17 protein-coding genes and 1 pseudogene are annotated in these 20,375 nt (G+C 61.5%); 10 read left to right on the top strand and 8 right to left on the bottom strand.

Annotated elements, in window-relative coordinates:
• Positions 1–23 precede the first annotated feature (23 nt).
• From bioB to gfa, 6 genes are all read left to right on the top strand, one after another.
• On the top strand, positions 24–1,025 hold the full coding sequence (bioB, locus tag FHT87_RS04760) for a biotin synthase BioB (protein WP_246699561.1): 1,002 nt from the start codon (positions 24–26) through the stop codon (positions 1,023–1,025).
• On the top strand, positions 1,015–2,160 hold the full coding sequence (locus FHT87_RS04755) for an 8-amino-7-oxononanoate synthase (RefSeq protein ID WP_183799895.1): 1,146 nt from the start codon (positions 1,015–1,017) through the stop codon (positions 2,158–2,160). Before bioB ends, FHT87_RS04755 begins: the two co-directional genes overlap by 11 nt.
• Positions 2,157–2,798, top strand: coding sequence for a dethiobiotin synthase (gene bioD / locus FHT87_RS04750; protein WP_183799892.1), 642 nt, complete (start codon positions 2,157–2,159; stop codon positions 2,796–2,798). The genes FHT87_RS04755 and bioD overlap by 4 nt, the downstream gene beginning before the upstream one ends.
• Positions 2,795–4,075, top strand: a complete 1,281-nt coding sequence (locus FHT87_RS04745) for an adenosylmethionine--8-amino-7-oxononanoate transaminase (RefSeq protein WP_183799889.1) — start codon at positions 2,795–2,797, stop codon at positions 4,073–4,075. Before bioD ends, FHT87_RS04745 begins: the two co-directional genes overlap by 4 nt.
• Positions 4,072–5,055: a beta-ketoacyl-ACP synthase III gene (locus tag FHT87_RS04740; protein ID WP_348649349.1), complete on the top strand. Its 984-nt coding sequence runs from the start codon at positions 4,072–4,074 to the stop codon at positions 5,053–5,055. The genes FHT87_RS04745 and FHT87_RS04740 overlap by 4 nt, the downstream gene beginning before the upstream one ends.
• Positions 5,056–5,403: 348 nt before the next feature.
• Positions 5,404–5,976, top strand: a complete 573-nt coding sequence (gene gfa / locus FHT87_RS04735; protein ID WP_183725882.1) for an S-(hydroxymethyl)glutathione synthase — start codon at positions 5,404–5,406, stop codon at positions 5,974–5,976.
• Between the two features lie 206 nt (positions 5,977–6,182).
• Here gfa and FHT87_RS04730 read toward each other — a convergent pair whose 3' ends face one another.
• Positions 6,183–6,830: a TetR/AcrR family transcriptional regulator gene (locus FHT87_RS04730; protein WP_183799886.1), complete on the bottom strand. Its 648-nt coding sequence runs from the start codon at positions 6,828–6,830 to the stop codon at positions 6,183–6,185.
• A gap of 134 nt (positions 6,831–6,964) precedes the next feature.
• Between FHT87_RS04730 and FHT87_RS04725 the strand changes: the two genes are divergently transcribed.
• Together FHT87_RS04725 and FHT87_RS04720 are read left to right on the top strand one after the other, a co-directional pair.
• Entirely contained in the window at positions 6,965–8,176 is a 1,212-nt protein-coding gene (locus tag FHT87_RS04725; protein ID WP_183799883.1) for an HlyD family secretion protein, read from the top strand.
• A gap of 23 nt (positions 8,177–8,199) precedes the next feature.
• Entirely contained in the window at positions 8,200–9,795 is a 1,596-nt protein-coding gene (locus FHT87_RS04720; RefSeq protein WP_183799880.1) for a DHA2 family efflux MFS transporter permease subunit, read from the top strand.
• 129 nt (positions 9,796–9,924) lie between these two features.
• Here the strand turns inward: FHT87_RS04720 and FHT87_RS04715 are convergent.
• From FHT87_RS04715 to FHT87_RS04695, 5 genes and pseudogenes are all read right to left on the bottom strand, one after another.
• Positions 9,925–10,989 (bottom strand): annotated as a pseudogene (locus FHT87_RS04715) (LLM class flavin-dependent oxidoreductase); the annotation flags it as partial.
• Between the two features lie 90 nt (positions 10,990–11,079).
• Complete coding sequence (locus tag FHT87_RS04710; RefSeq protein ID WP_183725874.1) at positions 11,080–12,456, bottom strand: LLM class flavin-dependent oxidoreductase; 1,377 nt, start codon at positions 12,454–12,456, stop codon at positions 11,080–11,082.
• A gap of 20 nt (positions 12,457–12,476) precedes the next feature.
• Positions 12,477–13,217 (bottom strand): ABC transporter ATP-binding protein, encoded by a 741-nt coding sequence (locus FHT87_RS04705; RefSeq protein ID WP_183799877.1) that lies wholly within the window; start codon positions 13,215–13,217, stop codon positions 12,477–12,479.
• Positions 13,193–14,071: an ABC transporter permease gene (locus FHT87_RS04700; RefSeq protein WP_183725871.1), complete on the bottom strand. Its 879-nt coding sequence runs from the start codon at positions 14,069–14,071 to the stop codon at positions 13,193–13,195. The genes FHT87_RS04705 and FHT87_RS04700 overlap by 25 nt, the downstream gene beginning before the upstream one ends.
• Before the next feature lie 40 nt (positions 14,072–14,111).
• Positions 14,112–15,137 carry an ABC transporter substrate-binding protein gene (locus FHT87_RS04695; RefSeq protein ID WP_183799874.1) on the bottom strand — a complete coding sequence of 342 codons (1,026 nt, stop codon included), beginning with the start codon at positions 15,135–15,137 and terminating at the stop codon, positions 14,112–14,114.
• A 428-nt stretch (positions 15,138–15,565) separates the two neighbouring features.
• On the opposite strand from FHT87_RS04695, the gene FHT87_RS04690 reads away from it, so the two are divergent.
• Entirely contained in the window at positions 15,566–17,137 is a 1,572-nt protein-coding gene (locus FHT87_RS04690; protein WP_183799871.1) for a diguanylate cyclase, read from the top strand.
• An 8-nt stretch (positions 17,138–17,145) separates the two neighbouring features.
• Here FHT87_RS04690 and FHT87_RS04685 read toward each other — a convergent pair whose 3' ends face one another.
• Positions 17,146–18,015, bottom strand: coding sequence for a LysR substrate-binding domain-containing protein (locus tag FHT87_RS04685; RefSeq protein WP_183799868.1), 870 nt, complete (start codon positions 18,013–18,015; stop codon positions 17,146–17,148).
• A 145-nt stretch (positions 18,016–18,160) separates the two neighbouring features.
• On the opposite strand from FHT87_RS04685, the gene FHT87_RS04680 reads away from it, so the two are divergent.
• Positions 18,161–19,021 (top strand): DUF1989 domain-containing protein, encoded by an 861-nt coding sequence (locus tag FHT87_RS04680; RefSeq protein WP_183799865.1) that lies wholly within the window; start codon positions 18,161–18,163, stop codon positions 19,019–19,021.
• A 35-nt stretch (positions 19,022–19,056) separates the two neighbouring features.
• Here FHT87_RS04680 and FHT87_RS04675 read toward each other — a convergent pair whose 3' ends face one another.
• Positions 19,057–20,322 carry a glycerate kinase gene (locus FHT87_RS04675; protein ID WP_183799862.1) on the bottom strand — a complete coding sequence of 422 codons (1,266 nt, stop codon included), beginning with the start codon at positions 20,320–20,322 and terminating at the stop codon, positions 19,057–19,059.
• Positions 20,323–20,375: the final 53 nt, after the last annotated feature.

The following is a 20,375-nucleotide window of genomic DNA, read 5'->3' as shown; positions in this document are numbered from 1 at the left end:
GGTGCCCGTGCAGGAGAATGGTCATGTTGAAAACAGAGGCGGTAACGGCAACGGAGCACGGCTGCATCAGAGATCCCTGGACGCTGACCTCGGCACGCGCGCTCTACGACCTGCCGTTCAACGAGCTGCTCTTCCGCTCACAAACCGTCCATCGAATGAACTTCGACCCGAACCGCGTCGAGCTTGCCAAACTGCTGAATATCAAGACGGGTGGCTGTCCGGAGGACTGCGGCTACTGCAGCCAATCGGCCCACCACGCTTCCGGCCTGACGGCAACCAAGCTCATGAAACTCGAGGACGTGGTTTCGGAGGCCCGCAAGGCAAAGGAAAACGGCGCCACGCGCTATTGCATGGGTGCTGCATGGCGCAGTCCAAAATCCCGTGACGAGCCAGCGATCGTCGCCATGGTTCAGGCGGTAAAATCGCTTGGCCTCGAAACCTGCATGACACTCGGCATGCTTTCGCCGGAACAGGCGGAGACCTTCGCGGATGCCGGGCTCGACTATTACAATCACAACATCGATACCTCGGAAAATTTTTACCCCGCAGTCGTCACGTCGCGTCGCTTCGAGGATCGCCTGGAGACGCTGGCCCATGTGCGAGAGGCAGGCATCAAGGTCTGCAGTGGCGGAATATTGGGAATGGGCGAGACGGAGGATGACCGGATCGACATGCTCGTTACGCTCGCCAATCTGCCGACGCCGCCCGAGAGCGTGCCGATCAATATGCTGATCCCCGTTGCCGGCACCAGATTGGCAAATGCCGCACCGGTCGATCCGATCGAGTTCATCCGCATTATCGCCCTTGCGCGCCTGATGATGCCGAGTTCCTCCGTCCGTCTGACCGCCGGCCGAACGGCAATGAGCGATGAGATGCAGGCGCTTTGCTTCTTTGCCGGCGCCAACTCGATCTTCATCGGCGACACGCTGCTGACGGCAAGCAATCCAGGCAATGACCGCGATTCAAGGCTCCTCGGCCGGCTAGGCCTCACACCCGTCACCATGGAGATGTCGGGTGATCTCTGATCGGCTCGCCCGCTACGATGGGAAACTTGAGCAACTGCGGCAGAAGAACCGGCTGCGCGCACTCAGCCACGATACCGGCGCCGACTTCACGTCGAACGACTATCTGGGGCTTGCCGCATCGCCTGCCATGAGTGCTGCGCTGATCGCCGCAATCGAGCGTGGGCTGCCGGTCGGTGCCGGCGGATCGCGGTTGCTTCGTGGCAATCACGCGGAGCATGAGGCCCTTGAGGAGGAGGCCGCCGCCTTCTTTCGGTGCGAGCGAATGCTTTATTTCGGCAGCGGTTATGCCGCAAATCTCGCCGTTCTTTCGACCCTGCCGCAGCGCGGCGATCTCATTGTCCATGACTGTTTGGTACACGCAAGCGCACATGAAGGGATGAGAGCGGGGCGGGCCGACGTCGTTTCCCTACCGCATAATGATGCGAATGCGATCGATGATGCAATCCGCACTTGGCGTGCGGCAGGCGGGACGGGTTTTCCGTGGATTGTCGTGGAGAGCCTCTATTCGATGGATGGCGACCGCAGCTCCTTGTCGGATCTGGTGGATATAGCCGATCGCCACAACGGCTTTCTCTTCGTCGACGAGGCACATGCGACAGGTGTGCACGGCGCCGGCGGTGTCGGTTATTCCGGGGCCATCGAAGGCCGCGACAATGTCATCGTCCTGCATACGTGCGGCAAGGCGCTCGGGGCTGCCGGTGCTCTTGTCGGCGCCAGTCGTGTGCTTTGCGATTTTCTCGTCAACAGGGCTCGCCCCTTCATCTATTCGACAGCGCCTTCGCCTCTGCAGGCAGCTTGCGTGCGCCATGCGCTGGCCATTCTGTTACGGGAGCCGGAAAGGCGGGCCAGGCTTCACGACCTCATTGGTTTTGCCAACACGAGATTTGCCGAACGTCTGGGCAGGCCGGCAAGCGGCACGCAGATCTTGCCGGTCATCATCGGCGACAATGGCCGGACCGTGCGCGTTGCCGATCGCATGCAGTCGAAGGGCTATGATATCAGGGCGATCCGGCATCCGACCGTCCCCGTCGGCACGGCCAGGCTGCGCATCACGATCACCCTGAATGTCGATAGACCTGTCATCGCAGGGATGATGGACGAGCTTGCCGAGGTGATTGCGGAGGAGGCGGCATGAGCAAGCGCTTCGTCATCACCGGGACCGATACCGGAATAGGCAAGACCGTCTTTGCGGCCGCACTGACGAGTGCGCTCAACGCTTGCTACTGGAAGCCTGTCCAATCGGGCCTCGAGGAGGAGACGGACAGCGAGACGGTCGGGCGACTTGGCGGGCTTTCGCCTGACCGGATCCTGCCCGAGGCCTGGCGCCTCCAGACCCCGGTTTCACCGCATCTTGCGGCTGAGATCGACGGCGTCGCCATTGATCCAGATGCACTTCTGCTACCGGACGCGAAGCGACCTCTGGTCGTCGAGGGGGTCGGTGGCCTGTTCGTCCCATTGACCCGGCATGTCACCTTCATCGACGTTTTCGCGCGCTGGCGCCAACCGGTCATCCTCTGCGCCAGGACCGGGCTCGGCACTATCAATCACACCCTGCTGTCGATCGAAGCGATGAGCAGACGGCAAATTCCGATTTTTGGCATTGCTTTCATCGGTGAGGAGCGCTCCGACACCGAGAAGATCATTAAGGAAATGAGCGGCATCCCAATTCTCGGCCGCCTGCCGCGCCTCGATAGGCTGACACCGGACACATTGCGCCGCGCTTTCGATGCGCATTTCGATATCTCGGTCTTTCAGAAGGTTGCTGCAGCGTGACCGGCTTTTCTTCGACATCGCCGGTCTGGCATCCATTCAGCCAGCATCAACTCGAACCTGTTTTCAAGCAGATCGTCCGGACGGATGGCGCCTATCTGATCGACGAGGACGGTCGTTCGGTCTTCGATGCCATATCGTCCTGGTGGGTCATCACTCACGGGCATCGCCATCCCGCCATCATGGAGGCGATCCGGCTTGCGTTGGAGCGCTTCGACCAGATCATTTTTGCCGAATACACACATGAGCCGGCGGAAGCTTTGGCCCGCGGTTTGATCCGCCTGGCCCCTCCAGGCATGGCCCATGTCTTTTATTCAGACAGCGGCTCGACCGCGGTCGAGGTCGCCATAAAAATGGCGCTCGGGTTCTTCCACAACAACAGAGCGCCGCGCTCGCGGATCGTCGTCATGGAGCATGGCTATCACGGCGATACGATCGGCACCATGTCCGCCGGCGAACGTGGTGTCTTCAATGCGCCCTACGCGCCTCTGCTCTTTGATGTCGACACCATCCCGTTCCCGGAAGAAGGCCGCGAGCAGCAGACGCTCGACGCCCTCGAACGGTTCTGCCGCGGCGGCGAGATCGCGGCCCTGCTGATTGAACCCTTGGTTCTCGGCGCCGGAGGTATGAAGATGTACTCGCCTCATCTGCTGACGGAGTTCAGGCGGATCACCGAACGATGCGGGACGCTTCTGATCGCCGACGAGGTGATGACGGGCTGGGGGCGGACCGGAACCCTGCTCGCATGCGAACAGTCCGGCATCACCCCCGACATCCTGTGCCTTTCGAAGGGGATTACCGGCGGCGCCCTGCCTCTGGCGGCAACCTTGTGCACGGCCGAGATATTTGCTGCGCATCTTTCGGACGATCGCAGCCGGATGTTTTTTCACTCCAGTTCCTATACCGCCAATCCCATCGCCTGTGCCGCGGCTCTGGCAAATCTCGACGTGTGGTGCAAGGAGCCGGTCAAGGAGCGTATTCAGGCGGTTGCGGACATGCACCGTGAGAGGCTGACGCGGTTTCGGCCCGATCCCCGTTTTTCCAATATTCGTCAGCAGGGCACGATTGCCGCGCTCGATCTCGCCGTCAAAACAACGGGATATCTTTCCGAGGTTGGCCCGCGTCTCAGGGCTTTCTTTCGTCAAAGAGATCTCCTCATCCGCCCGCTCGGGAACGTCATCTATCTGATGCCGCCATATTGCGTGACAGAAAGCGATCTCGATCGGGCCTATGGCGCCATTGAAGAGGCGGCGGATTTCATCAGGAAAGCGGCATCGTGACGATCGTTAGCCGGATGGCCGGCTTCGGGCATTATGTTCCCGAGCGGCGTGTCGAGAACCTGGAAATCGAAATGCAGCTTGGCCTCGATGCGGGCTGGATCGAGGGGCGGACCGGCATCCGCTCGCGACGCTGGGCGATGCCCGGCCAGACACTGACGGATCTTGCGACGAACGCGGGTGCGATGGCGCTTGAGGAAGCAGGCGTGGACCGCAGCGACATCGCGCTGACCCTTCTTGCAACATCGACGCCGGATCATCTTCTGCCGCCTTCGGCTCCGCTGCTTGCATGCCGTCTCGGCTTGCAAGCCTCGGGAGCGATCGACCTTGCGGGCGCCTGTTCCGGCTTTCTCTACGCGCTTGTGCTGGCCGACGGTTTTGTCAGGACCTGGGGTAGGCCTGCCCTTGTCGTTGCCGCCAACATACTCAGTCGCCGCATCAACATGGACGAGCGGGGGACCGCTGCAGTCTTCGCGGACGCTGCCGGCGCAGTCGTGCTTGCGCCTTCGAGGGATCCACATGGCGGTGTCCTCGGGGTCGAGCTGATGCAGGAGGGAGAGAATTACGACCTTATTCAGATCCCGTCCGGCGGCAGTGCGCGCCCTTTTGAGATCGGAACCAATCCGCGGGACCTTCGGATGACGATGCGTGACGGGAGAGCTGTGTTTATGCACGCTGTCCGGATGATGACGCAATCGTCGGTCAGGGCCATGGAACAAGCCGGACTGGCCGCAAGCGATATAGATCGCTTCGTCCCGCATCAGGCCAATTCCCGCATTATCGACGCTGCCTGTGATCAGCTTGGCCTCCAGCCCGCCAAGGCGGTGCGGACTATAGGGGAATTCGGAAACTCCTCGGCCGCCACCATCCCTCTGTCTCTCTCCCTGGCCAACAAGCAGCAACCGTTCGCTCCTGGCGAACATTTGCTTCTGGCTGCGGCCGGCGCAGGGATGATTGGCGGAGCAGTCGTCTTTGGCGTCTGAAGATTGCCATGCCACCGAATGGGTTCTGCAGCGGAGGCCAGGGAAGAGGGTGCTTGGCTCAGAAGTCGAGCCGGATCAGCAGGACACGCCCAACGCTCTTGAACGTTGACTCCGGTCAATGAAGAAGTCCACGCTCTTGGTCATAGCGCGTTATTGTGATGTTGGCGCTCACCCAGCGCATCAGATCTCCAAGGGGTGTCGTCTCCTGCTTTTAAACGGCACACGTTCGTAGCGGTGATATACTCACCCGACGAGGCGATCTCGCGCTGACCGTCGACTGTTTTGCGCGATGAGGAAGGGCTTGGCCGCGGCATCCCGCCTCGGCCCAGGAAGGGAAGGAGACAACGCATGACCAATGTAGCGATCCACCCGATCGTGGATTCCGGATACCGGGCGAGCGATGCGTCATTTGCCGGCGGCACGCTGGTGTGCAACTGCGCGAGCAACCCGGTGAAGGTCCGCATCAAGGGCGATATCGCCCACAACCATGCCTGCGGCTGCACGAAATGCTGGAAGCCGAAGGGGGCGGTCTTTTCGGTGGTTGCCGTGACCCCGACGCAGAATGTCGAGGTTCTGGAGAATGGAAACAAGCTGGCGGTCGTCGACGCGTCGGCGCTGATCCAGCGCCATGCCTGCAGGGATTGCGGGGTTCACATGTACGGGCCGGTCGAGCGCGAGCACGCCTTCCAGGGACTGTCCTTCGTCCATCCCGAACGGTTCCAGGAGAAAGGCTGGGCCGGCCCCGGCTTTGCGGCCTTCGTATCGTCCATCATCGAAAGCGGATACGACCCTGGAAAGATGAGCGCCGTGCGGTCTCATCTCAAGGAGGTTGGGCTTGAGCCTTACGATTGCCTGTCGCCCGCGCTGATGGACTTGATCGCCATCTGGACGGCGAAAAAGGCGGGGGTTCTCGCGGCCTGACGTGTTGCGGAAGTTCGCTTTGGGCGCCGTCGCGATTATCGCGGCGGTGCTCCAGGATTAAGGCACTCGGCGCGCCTTCGCCCCATGCGGGTCAGTCCTTATTCGTCGTGGCTGCCCGCAACGCGTCGATCGGCAGTCCGCAAGCTCGTGCTCGGGCGATTGCCCGATCTGCGATATTTCCGCGCGACTGCAGGCATTTCCATGCCCTAGACAGCACATCCCTTCAGAAAAATATCCGCGCACATTCTCGCCCTTGCCGCGATCTCTTCGATGTTGGGCGCCGGCAGCTGGCGCAGCATGGCGGCGCGTTGGGGTTCCATGATCATCATGCCGCGCAGCATGCCGCAAGCGGCGTGCGGATCCTCGAGCTTGATCAACCCGTGCTCCACCTGCCGGCGCAGCCAGCTTTCCATCGATGTATTGGTTCGGACGATCGCCTTCTCATAAAAGGAGGTTGCGAGTTCAGGAAAGCGGTCGGATTCACCGATGACGAGGCGGGTAATCGTGATCGTGTCCTGCGAGAGCGTCAGCATGCCATAGGCCATCAGCATGCGCTCCAGTCCCTGGCGGAGTTCGGTCATTGCCAAGGTGCCGGGATCGAGCGCCAAGAGGAAGCGTCCGGTGCGATCCGAGACCATTTCGGAAAACAGATCTGCCTTTGTCGGAAACAGGCGATAGAGCGTCTTGGTCGAAACGCCGGCTTCCTGTGCGATCGCCGCGATGCTGACCGCGGCATAACCATTCTCGTGAAACTGCTTGTTGGCAGCCTCGATAAGCACGCTGCGCGTATCCTCGTCACAACGTATCTGCGGCCTGCCACGCGGCTTCTTCTCGATTTTGTGATTTTGGACCATTGTGATTTTCCAAATTCTCGTTGACATCTCATTTCTAGTGCATATTTTGGAAAACATCAAGTTTCCTAAATTGGACTTGAGCGGGATTTCAGGGTCGCGGCCAAGACGACAGCGACCTTCCTTGGAGAGAGACAATGTCCGTCAAGACGCTGCATGCATTGAATAACAACGCTGCCCCGGCAGACACATCTGTCGTTGAGACTGCCCCGGAAGCCACCCCTGCAACGCTCGATGCAGGCAAGACGCCGCGTGTCGCGGAGCCCGCCGCAACGGCGCCAACCGCTGATGCGCCGGCTCGTAAGCGCGGCGGCCGATCGCTGATGATGGGCGTGGCGGCTATCGCCATCATCGCCGCTGCTGCCTATTATGGCCATAATTACTGGACGGTCGGCCGCTTCGAGGTCTCGACCGACGACGCCTATGTCAAGGCCGACAGCACCACCGTTGCGCCTAAGGTTTCGGGCTATCTTGCCGAAGTCCTCGTCAGCGACAATGAAACGGTGAAGGCAGGCCAGCCGCTCGCCCGCATCGATGACCGCGATTTCCGCACCGCGCTTGACCAGGCCCGCGCCGATGTCGCTGCGGCCGAAGCGACCGTCAATGCCAAGCAGGCCTCGCTCGACATCCAGCAATCGACCATCGCCGCCGCCCGCGCCACGCTCGATGTCGACAAGGCCAACGAGATCTTCGCCGAGCAGAACAACAAGCGTTATACGAACTTGGCCACCAACGGTTATGCCCCGGTCCAGACGGCTCAGCAGGCGGCCTCCGCAATTGCCGCTGCCCAGGCAACGATCGTACGGGACACGGCGGCTCTCGATGCCGCAACCAAGCAGGTCGACCTTCTGAATGCCGAACTTGCCCAGGCCAAGGCGACACTTGCCCACGACCAGGCCGTCGCCCATCAGGCCGAGCTCAATCTCTCCTATGCGACGATCGTCGTGCCCGTTGACGGCACCATCGGCAACCGGACGCTGCGCGTCGGCCAATATGTTCAGGCCGGCACGCAACTGATGGCGGTGGTGCCGACGACGGCAGCCTACATCGTTGCCAACTACAAGGAAACTCAGCTGACGGACGTTCACGCCGGCCAGCCTGTCGATATCGAGGTCGATATGTTCCCGGGCCGCACTTATCATGGCCATGTCGACAGCCTGGCTCCGGCAAGCGGTCAGGAATTCGCCCTGCTGCCGCCCGACAACGCCACCGGCAACTTCACCAAGGTCGTTCAGCGCATTCCGGTGAAGATCGTGCTTGATGGCGATGCCGCCGAAAAGGGCGATCTGCGCCCGGGCATGTCCGTCCAGCCGAGCATCGATACCAAGGTCGATGCTGCCAGCAACTAAGCGAAAGGGCAGGAGATCGTGTCATGTCCAGTATCGCAGCAACATCAGGTGCCGTCCCGCAGCCGGGCGCCAGCACCAAGGCCAGCACAAGGGATTGGATCGCCGTTCTCGCCGGCATGATCGGCGCCTTCATGGCGATCCTCAATATCCAGATCACCAATGCCTCCCTCCTCGATATCGAGGGCGGCATCGGCACGGGCGTCGATAACGGCGCCTGGATCTCGACCTCCTACCTCATCGGCGAGATCGTCGTCATTCCGCTGACGGCCTATTTCAGCAATGTCTTCTCGTTCCGCCGTTATATCCTGGTCAATTCCATCCTCTTCCCGCTCTTCTCGATGGCCTGTGCCTTCGCCCACGATCTCGGCACGATGATCCTGCTGCGCGGCCTGCAGGGCTTTGCGGGTGGCGTGCTAATCCCCATGGCCTTCACCATGGTGCTGACCAAGCTGCCGAAGAGCCAGCAGCCGCTTGGTCTTGCCGTCTTCGCCTTGTCGGTCACCTTCGCTCCGGCCATCGGCCCGACGATCGGCGGTTACCTGACGGAAAATTACGGCTGGCAGACGATTTTCTTCATCAACACCATCCCGAGCCTCATCATGGCGGCGGCTCTCGCAGCGACGCTGGACAAGCAGCCGATGCAGCTTCACCTCCTGAAGGAAGGGGACTGGGCCGGCATCATAACCATGGCGATCGGCCTGTCCGCTCTGCAGACCGTGCTGGAAGAAGGCAACAAGGACGACTGGTTCTCCTCGCCCTTCATCGTCAAGCTCGGCATCGTCGCCTTTGTCTTCCTGGCGGCCTTCATCTGGATTGAGCTGACCGTCAAGAAGCCGCTGGTAAAGCTGCGGCTGCTCACCCAGCGCAATTTCGGCATCGGCGTGCTGGTCAATGTGCTGGTCGGCGTCGCACTCTTCGGCACGGTCTATATCCTGCCGCAATATCTCGGTCAGGTGCAGCGCTACAATGCCGAGCAGATCGGCAACGTGCTTGCCTGGACCGGCCTGCCGCAGTTGCTGCTCATCCCGCTTGTTCCGGTTCTGATGAAGCGCTTCGACGCCCGTTATATCGGCTTCCTCGGTATCTCGATCTTCGCGATCAGCTGCTTCATGAACATTACGCTCTCAGCCAACAATGCCGGCGATCAGTTCTGGATCCCGAATATCGTGCGTGCTATCGGCCAGGCCCTGGTGCTAACGCCGATCACTGCAATCACCACCGCCGGCATTGCACCCGCCGATGCAGCCGCTGCTTCGGGGCTGACCAATATGCTGCGCAACCTCGGCGGTGCCGTCGGCACGGCTTCGCTCGGCACGATCCTGACGAAGCGCGAGCAGTTCCACTCGAACATTATCGGCCAGTCGATTACGCTGACCCGTGATGAGGTCCGTGATCGCCTGACCCAGCTGTCAGGCTACTTTACCCAGCATGGGGTCACCGATCCGGCCGTCGCATCCCAGAAGGCGATCGTCGCGCTCGGCCAGATCGTCAAGCGCCAGGCGCTGATCATGGGCTTCAGCGACACGTTTGCTGTCATCGGCGTCGTGCTGGCGCTGGCGGCACTCGCTCTGCTTTTCACCAAAAAGCCGCAGACCGGTGGAGGCACGGGCGCCCATTGAGCCGCCCGTCTGAAACTCGCCTAAAGCAGCGCGCACCCGGTCAGGGATGACCGGGTGCGCTTATGTGTGCTCTTGGGCAACGCCGGTTTTATGCGTTTCCTGCAGATCAGCATCGAACCGCGCGGGATCTCTCAGCAAAGGCAGTAGCTGGCTACCCTGCCGCTTGATCTCGGAGAGATAGGGCGTGTCGGAGAGCACGAAATGGCTGATGCCGAGCGCCTCATATTGGCGCAGCGAGCGAGCGACATCTGCTGCGGAGCCCACCAGCCAGGTCGTGCCCGCACCGCCGCCGCCGAACTTGCCGGGCGTGGTGTAGAGATTGTCGTCAAGCACTTCGCCGCGCTGGTGCAGATCGAGCAGACGCTGCTGGCCGACGGCGACGGCGCGCTGGTGGTCGTGCCAGCCGGCACCGCTATTGTTGGCCATTTCGGCGACCTTCGCCTCGGCGTCGGCCCAGGCCTCTTCGGTGGTGTCGCGCACCAGGGTCGTGATCCTAAGCCCGAATTGAAGTGGCGGCAGGTCGCGGTCGAGGTCACGGCTCAGCCTCTTCAGGCGTTCGATCCGTTCCCTCACGCCATCGAGCGGTTCGCCCCAGAAGAGCTGAACATCGGCTTCAGTAGCGGAGACACGCTCGGCCGCTTCCGAGGCGCCGCCGAAATAGAGTTTCGGATGACGCCGCTCGCCGCGGGCTTCGATGCGGGGAACGACGGTGGATTCGCTGACCCCGAAATGTTCACCGGCAAAGGTGACGTTTTCCTCGGTCCATAGTTTTCGCACCAGCCGCATGAATTCCTTGGTGCGGCCGTAGCGATGCGCCTGATCGCCTTCACTGTCGCCATAGGCGGCAAGATTGTCCTTGCCAGAGACGATATTGACGCGCACCCGCCCAGCGGTGAGATGGTCAAGCGAGGCTGCCGCCGAGGCGAAATTCGCCGGCCGCCAGTAGCCGGGGCGGATTGCGATCAGCGGCTCGAAGGTGGTGGTGCGTGCCGCAAGCGCGGTGGCCAGCGTGAAGGTGTCGGGGCGGCCCCAGCCGGTGCCGATGAGCGCGCCCTTCCAGCCGTGCTCTTCCAGCGCTCTGGCGTGGCTGGTCAGCGTTTCCAGGCTGTTATGGTCTGCGACTGCGGAATCGCCGCGATGGCCGGCTTTGACGGCATTGGGGATATACCAAAGGAATTCCGGATTGCTGCTCATGTGATGCGCCTGCGGTTCTCTGTGATTGAATGAGAAGGAATAGTGCGGCCGGCTGCGTTGCGATCGCCCGCGTGTTCCCGCGAAGGGGGGTTATCCGGCCGCCCGGGCCGATGTGCCCTGCCGGGCTCTCAGCGCCAGCCCATTCGGTGGACGCCGCAGGCCGAGGTTCTCGCGCAGCGTCGTGCCTTCGTACTCCTCGCGGAAAAGACCGCGCTTGCGCAGGATCGGCACGACCTGATCGACGAAATCGGTCAGCCCATTCGGCAGGATCGGCGGCATGATGTTGAAGGCGTCGGCGGCACCATTGTCGAACCATTCCTGCATCGCGTCCGCCACCTGTTCCGGCGTGCCGACCACGGTGCGGTGGCCGCGGGCGGTCGCGACGGCCAGATAGAATTCGCGCAGCGTCATATTGTTGCGCGAGACCAGATCGGTGACCAGCTTCAGGCGGCTCTTGTTGAGCTCGGTGTTGTCAGGAAGCGGCGGGGCCGGATCGTCGAGCGAATAACCGGAGAGATCGACGCCCTTGTAGTGGCGTGACAGGATGTTCCAGGCGACCGAGGGGTGAACGAGCGACTGGATATAGTCGTAATTTGCCTTGGCCTCAGCCTCCGTGCTGCCGAGCACCGGGAAGATGCCGGGGCTGATCAGCAGCTCGTCCGGGCCGCGTCCGTAGCGGGAAAGACGTCCTTTGACGTCGGAGTAGAATTCCTGAGCGTCTTCCAGCGTCTGGTTCGCGGTGAAGATCATCTCGGCCGTGCGCGCCGCGAGCTCGCGTCCCGGCTCGGATGCGCCCGCCTGGACGATGACGGGATAACCCTGCACCGGGCGGCCGACATTCAAGGGGCCGCTGACGGAGAAGAACTGGCCTTTGTGGTCGAGCTGATGCACCTTGTCCGGATCGAGATAGACGCCGCTTTCCTTGTCGCGGATGAAGGCATCGTCCTCATAGGAATCCCACAAGCCCTTCACCAAATCGACGAATTCCTCAGCCCGCGCGTAACGGTCGGCATGAGCCGGGTGGCCGGGGATCGAGAAATTTTTGGAGACATCGGCCCCCGTGGTGACGACGTTCCAGGCCGCGCGCCCCTTGGAGATATAGTCGAGCGAAGCGAATTTGCGGGCAAGCAGATAGGGGTCTTCATAGGTGGTGGAGGCGGTTGCGACAAAGCCGATATGGCTTGTGACCTGCGAAAGCGCCGCCCATAGGGTCACCGGCTCGAAGTGGGCGCCCTGCGCGGTGCGGCGCAGCGCTTCGGGGTCTTTGGCCCGCTCCCAGCCTGCCGGGCTGTCGGCAACGAAAACCAGGTCGAACTTGCCGCGCTCGGCGGTCTGGGCGAGCTCGCGATAGTGATCGATATTCAGGCCGGCGTCGGCTTGTGCGTCCGGGTGGCGCCAGGCGGCAACATGATGGCCCGTTGCCATGATGAACGCGCCAAGCCGTATCTGTCTTTTCTGACTAGCCATGATGACGATCTCCTTTGGTTTCAGGCAGCGTGACGGCCGGTGGCATCAACCCCGAGCCGGCTTAGAAGACGGGTTCGGATCTGTGCGAAGCGCGGATCGCCGTGATCGCGCGGCACGGCCAAGTCGACGTGCAGATCCTCCACGAAACGACCCTCGTCGAGCACGAGGATCCGGTCGGCGAGCGAGATCGCCTCATCGACATCATGGGTGACGAGGAGAACGGCGGGGCGGTGTCTGGCGCAAAGCTCCCGCAAGAGGTCATGCATCTTCAGCCGGGTCAGCGCATCGAGCGCGCCGAAGGGTTCGTCGGCCAGCAGCAGCGCCGGCTCCCGCACCAGCGAACGGGCGAGCGCCACCCTTTGCTGTTCCCCTCCCGAAAGCTGGTTCGGCCAGGCAGTTTCCCGTCCTTCGAGACCGACTTCGGCGAGCGCTTTGCGTCCGGCTTCCTGTCCGGTTTCACCCGGCAACCCGAGTGTGACGTTCTGAATGACCGTGCGCCAGGGCAGCAGACGGGCATCCTGAAAGACGACCGAAAGTTTTTCGGGTGTCTCGAGCGTCCCCGTTCCCTCGACTTCGTGGTCGAGACCGGCAAGGGCTCTGAGGACCGTGCTCTTGCCCGAGCCGCTTTTGCCGAGCAGGGCGACGAACTCGCCCTCACCGATATTGAGATCGACGCCGTCGAGGATCGTCTTCGCCGCAAAACGTCGCACGAGCTTTTCCACATGCACGGCGGGTTTCAGTTGGCCAGAGTGCGGCGCCATGACAGGACCCTCCGTTCGAGCAGGCGGACGAGACCGTCCGAGACGAGGCCGAGCAGCACATAGACCACGAGGCCGACGAGAATGACATCCGTCTGGCCATAGGTGCGGGCAAGATCGATCATGTAGCCGAGGCCGCTGGTGGAGTTGATCTGTTCGACCACCACGAGCGACACCCAGCAGAGGGTCACGGCAAAGCGCAGACCGAGAAGGAAGCCGGGCAGGGCGCCGGGCAGCACGACCTGAAAGATGAAGTCCTTGTGGCTCATGCGGAGCGTCTCGGCGAGCTCGACATAGCGGCTGTCGATACTGCGCAGTGCGTTGTGGGTGTGGATGTAGATCGGGATGATGACGGCAAGCACGATGGTCGTGACCTTCATGCCTTCGCCGATGCCGAACCACAGGATGAAAAGCGGGATCAGCGCCAGCGTCGGGATGGCGCGCTTGATCTGGATCGGCCCATCGATCAGCGCTTCGCCGACACGGGACAGGCCGGCGATGACTGCGAGAGCCGTGCCGATGACGAGGCCGATGCTAAGGCCCAGCAGTGCGCGGGTCGCAGACGTCACGAAGTTGTCCTGCAGGCGGCCCTCGGCGATCAGCCGTCCGAAGGCCTCGACGACCGTCCAGGGTGCCGAGAGAATGCGCGGATCGATCCAGCCGAGCGCCGATCCGGCAATCCAGGCCAGCACCAGCAGTGCCGGGCCGATCTGCAGTCCGAAGGGTATCTCGCGTCCTGGGCCGAGCCTACGGCGGGCGCGGGAGGCTCCGTGTTTTGCTGTGGCTGTTACGCCAGCGCTTTCGCGCGGCGATATCCGTGATGTCTTGACACTATCTGCATCCCAGGTGGTTGCCATGCTTGCGATCTCCTCTCCTTACTGTGGACGGCATGTGCGATCACTGGCTTCTTGTCAGAGTGCCTGCAGCGATTTTTTCGAAGCGGTTGTCGAAGATCTGTTCGACGTCGAAGGGCTTGTAGCCAAGTTCGTCGGCCAACAGGTTGATGGTTTCCTGATGGCGCTTCTTCACGTCCGCCCAGCTATCGGGGATCACCTGGGTGCCTGCGAGCTTGACGAGAAATTCGGCGTCCTCGCGGCTGAGGCCCTGCTGGCCGATGTAATATTCCTTGATCCAGATTTCCGGATTCTGATCGATCCATTCGGTTGCGCGCGCCCAGAGGCGGACATATTCGGCAAGGGCGGCTGCCTTTGCCGGATCGTCCAGCACCCATTGCGGTGCATAAAGATGGGAGGGATCGTCACGCAGGCCATGCTCGACGAGGCTTGCGCCATCCGAGCCATATTGACTGATGTAGCGACGGATATTGACGCCGCCGAGCGGCGCGATATCGACCTGCTTGCTTGCCAGTGCCTTTGGATAGACGTCACCCGTGCTCGGCAGTTCAACCAGAGTGGCGTCTTTCTTCGTCAGTCCCGCAGCATGGAGCGCGCGAAGCACGAGTGTACCTTGCGCCTGGCCGGGGCTGAAGGCGATGCGCTTGCCGCGGAAATCCGCGAGCGACTTGACCTCGACGCCAGGCGCGATACCAAAACGGTAGATTGGATTGGCAATCGGGTCCTTGCGTTCGCGATAGGCGATGTTGCGGACGGGCAGGTTGTTCCAGGTCGCGAAGATCGACGGGATTTCGGCCACGGAGCCGACATCGAGAGCGTGCGCGCGGAAGGCTTCGGAGGTCTGAGGGCCGCCGCTGAGATTGGCCCATTTGACCTCGAAGGTGAATTCCTTGATGAGGCCGGAAACCTCCAGGGCTTTCTGCGTGACCGGATCGCCGATCGTCAGAACCGTTCCCGGCGGCACCTTGTCGAGCAGCGGTGGGCTCGTCTCGGCCATTGCCACGTTGTTGAACATGCCGAGGGAGATGAGGCCGAGCACAGCCATTCCCAATGTCTTTGCCAATGTCATCGTGATGTTTCCCGTTTGAGGTTGCAATGTCAGGAAGCGATAACAGGAAGGGTGTCGAATTATCTATAAAATCTATAGACTATTTATTCTTTTCGTTTGCCGGTCCATGAAAAATCCTACCAATTGTGCAGGCGTGACAGACGCACGCGTTGCCTGTTGAGTGTATGGCGATATCCAGCTTAGGCGAGAAGACGCGGCCTTGCATTGTGATGTGGTCGGGGTCAGAGCAGTGAAGCCAATGCAATGCCCAAGCCATTTCGTCGTACAACATTACATCAGGATCTTCTGTTAACGTTCGAGAAACCGTGTCTTGCTTCGGAGTGCGTATGAAATTCTCGCACTGTGAGGCTTGGTTACATTCCTTTACGTTCCGCTGTTAAAGTCACATCCGAAAGATCTGCTGAAGCGACTTTACGGTTGGGATAACGATGCTTGGGGCTGAGATCGTTGCATTCCTGGAGGCATGTCCGATGGCGGTGCTCGTGATAGACGCCGACGGTCAGGTCATCTTCGTCAATGCCGAAGCCAAGCATCTCCTCGATCTCGAAGACCTGCCTTCCGGCGTGGATATTGCCGAACTCATGCCTGAATGGCCATTGTCATCCGGCGTCTCCATGGTGCTCGTCAGCGATCGTCCCGGTTGTCGTCGGCTATGCCGCGTGAAGGTCATAAGCTGGCCCACAGGCGCGGAAACAGTCACGGCGGCGTTCCTCGAACCTGTCGATGACGAGCGTCCGGCAGGTCATGCGGCGCGTGAGGCCAATCTGCGGCTGCGCTATGTCATCGAGATGTTGCCGGAGGCGGTCTGCGTGTTCGACGCCAACGACCGCTATGTGCTCTGGAACCAGAAATATGCCGAACTCTATGCTGACATAGCCGAGCACCTCAGGCCCGGTGTCGCCTTTGAGGATATTTTGAGGACCAGCCTCGCCGGCGACGGGATGTGCGAACTTGTCGAAGACAAGGAGGTCTGGCTCAGCGAACGCATGAAGAAGTTCCATCAGCCGGTTTCGCAGGAGGAGCAGCAGTTGCGGGACGGCAGGTGGCTGCGCCACGACGACCGGCGCACGCCCGACGGCGGCGCGATCGGCATGCGCATCGATATCACCGGCCTCAAGCAGCGGGAGGACTGGCTTCGCCAATTGTTTGACGCCAATCCCATGCCGATGCTTCTATGCGATGGCGATAGCCTCGCCATTCTTCAGGCCAACAGGGCAGCTGTTGATTTCTATGGTATCCAACCTGCGGTACTACTGTCGAAGCGAGCCTGCGACATGCATGTAGACAGCGAACTCCAGGCATTCGAGAAAGTCCTCCTCCATCTCGACAGTGACTGTGATGCGCGCACGATCTGGCGACAGACGACGCAGGACGGATCGGAGCGCCACGTGCTGATCTATGTCCGCCAACTCCACGAGGGAGCCGAGCATCGGCTGCTGCTTACCGTGGCCGACGTTAGCGACAGAATTCTTGCCGAGACTGAAGCCAATCGTTTGGCGCATCACGACATTCTCACAGGCCTGCCGAACAGGATGCAATTCTACAAGGCGCTCGAAAAAGCCCTTGCATCGGAGGAACGAGGAAAGGTCATCATCTGCTGTCTGGATCTGGACGGGTTCAAGCCCGTCAATGACACGTTTGGCCATGCTGCCGGGGATGAGGTGCTGAGAAATGTCGCCAATCGGCTTCAGATGCATGCGCGAGGTCATCTGGTCGCCCGGCTCGGGGGCGATGAATTCGCAATCCTGATGACGGGAGAAAGAGCCGAAGCGATTGATCTCGCCGAGCGCTGCATCGGCGCCTTCGAGCAGCCTTTTACCATCAACGGTCTTGCCATCCGCCTCGGCATCAGCATCGGGATTGCTGCGGCTGACGGAGTGGACCGCGAAGCGCTCATGCAGGAGGCGGATCGGGCGCTCTATCGCGCCAAGGCCGATGGTCGCAACATCTGGCGCATGACACATCAGGATTTACCTGTTCTGAAGCGCGCCAAGGCCTGATCGGCCCGTCAGGTCTCGTCCCGCCTTGCTGCCAGCAGCCAATCGCGAAGCGTTCTCGCCTCGCGCGAGAGCCCCTTCGCCTCGATGAGCCAGTAGGCCTTATCCATATCGGAAGCTCTCTCGAAGAGGGAAACGAGCAAACCCGCCGCGATCTCGTCTGCGATCAGCGCGGTCGGGCAAAGGCCGACACCCTGGCCGCTGATCAACGAGCCGATCATGAGATTGAAGTCGGCAAAAATAGGTCCAGCCTTCGGCGCGGAATGGATGCCGGCACCTGACAACCAGCGTGCCCAGGCATCGGTTGTCTCATCGTGCAGAATTTCGCAGGCAAGCAGGTCGGCCGGCACATGAAAGGGACCATGCCGAGCGAGGAATTCCGCTGAGCAGGTTGGTCTGGTCTCGGCATCCAGGAGCTTGATGGCGCCGGTGCTCGGTCGGACGCCATGGCAGATCAGCAGGTCGGCACCGGCAGCTTCCGGCGTCCTGGCGTCGAGCGCATAGACAATGTTGATCCTGATATCAGGATAAGCAGTTCTCAGTCTCGGCAGCTGCGGAATAAGCCATCGCACCGCCATGGAAGGAATGCACGCGACGCTGACCGGCCGGCTGTTCGCCTCCGGGCGCAACTGCCCGGCGGCGACGTCGATATGGACCAACGCATGCGTGACGGCTGCGCCGAACTCCCTGCCGGCGGCCGTCAGCGTCACGCCGCGGCTATGACGCCGAAACAAGGGGATGCAGAGCCAATTCTCCATTGCCCTCACATGCTGGCTGATGCCGGCCGGTTTCAGGTTCAGTTCGGCAGCCGCCCTGACGAAGCTTTCGTGGCGTGCGGCGGCTTCGAATGCCCGCAGTGATGCGAGGGGAAGGTTTCTCATGTCAGGATGACTAAGCAAAACTTGCCCATAGGGCAAGGATCATCTCGGTTGCCCAATGCCGCAGCCTCGCTAAGAGTGCTCGTCGACCTGTCGTGTCTCGCGGGGCACAGCACCCGAAGATCGCCAGCGGAGCGGAAATATCTGGATGTCGAAGCAGTCCATAGCAGTGCCAATTCCTTCTGACGCAGCCGAGCGACGCGCAGCACCGCCCGTGGTCGTCTATCCCGTCGCAACGCTGCCGTCGGCCGATCTCAGTCTTTTCGAGAGTGCCCGGCAAATGCTGACGAAGGTCAGCGAACTGATCGTGCCGCCGCGCGAGGCGGGCAGCTTCCATGTTCCGCAGGGGCATTTCTTCCGCATCGTCAGCGTCGACGGCCCACAGGTCGGTGACCTCAATCTGTGGAACGCTGCCGATCTCACCGAACGGTTTTTCAGCGGCAAGACGCGGGCATTGCATGCCACCCATGTCGGTGTCGGTGATCGTCTCTGGAGCACGCTGCCCTACCTGCGCCCCATGGCGACCATCACCTATGACAGTCTCGGCTGGTACGGTTGGGACGATGACGGCGCCGGCATTCATGATGTCATCGGCACCCGCTGCGATCCCTATACCAACCGGTTGCTGAAGGGCGGTGATTATCATCACTGCTGCCATTCGAACCTGACGCGGGCGCTTGCCGCCGACACGGGCATGCCGCTCGAACAGGCCGAAATGCATGTGCATGATGTGTTGAATGTTTTCATGTGCACCGGCTTCACCAGGGATACACACCAATATTTCATGAAGGCCAGTCCCGTGCGGCCGGGAGATTTCATCGAATTCTTTGCAGAGATCGATCTTCTCGGCGCCTTGTCGGCCTGCCCAGGTGGCGATTGCGGCGCAAGCCATTCCAGCGATGCGGCCGCCTGTTATCCTTTGAAAGTCGAGATATGGAAACCCGATCCCGCGACGCTCGCCAATTGGACGCCGCCGGAGCCAAATCCCTATCCGAGAACGCATCGGTAGAGCGGTGACCACCCTGATCTTGCGTAGACGAACAGTCAGGCGATCAGGATTGCCCTGAAGTCGTTGACATTGGTGCCGGTCGGGCCGGTTTCGAACAGGTCGCCGATGGCTTTGAAGCCGGAATGGCTGTCGTTCCCGTCGAGCACACGGCGTGGGTCGAGGCCGGCAGCGCGCAGCCGCTTGACCGTACCGCCGTCGGAAAATGCGCCGGCATTGTTCTCCGAGCCGTCGATGCCGTCCGTATCGGCGGCAAGCACGTGAATGGCGTCACACCCGTCGATCGCCAGCGCGAGCGCGAGCGCGAATTCGCCGTTGCGGCCGCCTTTGCCGCCCTTGGTGCGCAATGTCACCGTCGTCTCGCCGCCGGAGAGAATGACGACGGGTTTCGTGAAAGGCCGGTCGCGACCGGCGACCTCGCGGGCGATCGCCGCCAGCACCAGCGCAACGTCGCGCGCTTCTCCTTCGATGGAATCCGACAGGATCGCCGGTGTTATGCCCTCAGAACGGGCAAGCTCGGCTGCGGCTTCGAGCGATACGCCGGCCGAGGCGATGATGTGATGTTCGTGGCGGGCAAAGACCGGATCGCCCGGTCGCGGCGCATCGGCCTTTGGGGAGTTCAGATGATCGATGGCCGCCTGTGGGAGCTTGAGGCTGTATTGCCGGATGATCTGAAGCGCGTCATGCCGGGTCGAGCTGTCGGGAACGGTCGGGCCAGAGGCGACATGGGCGGGGTTGTCACCGGGAATATCGGAGACGATCAGGCTGACGACGCGGGCTTTGGTCGCAGCCGCCAGCCGTCCGCCCTTGATGGTGGAGAGATGCTTGCGCACGACGTTCATGGCCGAGATCGGTGCACCGGAAGCCAGAAGCAACTCGTTCAAGAGAATCTCGTCCTGCAGCGTCAGCCCTTCGGGCGGGGAGGGCAGCAGCGCCGAGCCGCCGCCGCAGATCAGGGCGATGACGAGATCGTCCTCACTCAATCCTGCGACGGCCTCCATCAGCCGCCTGGAGGCGGCAAGGCCGGCAGCATCTGGAACCGGATGGGCGGCTTCGACGATCTCGATGTTCCGTGTTTCGCAGCCATAGCCGTAGCGGGTGACGACCACGCCTTCGAGCGGCCCGTCCCACACGCTTTCCAGCGCACGCGCCATCTGTGCCGCTCCCTTGCCGGCGCCGATCACCACCGTCTTACCCCTAGGTTTTTGCGGCAGATGCGCGGTGATGCCGGTCAGGGGATCAGCGGCACGCACGGCTGCGGAAAAGAGCAAGGTCAGGAAATCGCGGGGGGAGGGCAGGGTCATGATGACCTCTCTGGAGATACGACAGGATGGATGGCTTCCGCTCCGTTAGGCAT

The organism is Rhizobium sp. BK316, from assembly GCF_014193695.1.
In the GTDB taxonomy this organism is placed as follows: domain Bacteria; phylum Pseudomonadota; class Alphaproteobacteria; order Rhizobiales; family Rhizobiaceae; genus Rhizobium.
This window is presented reverse-complemented; position numbering and strand designations above follow the sequence as displayed.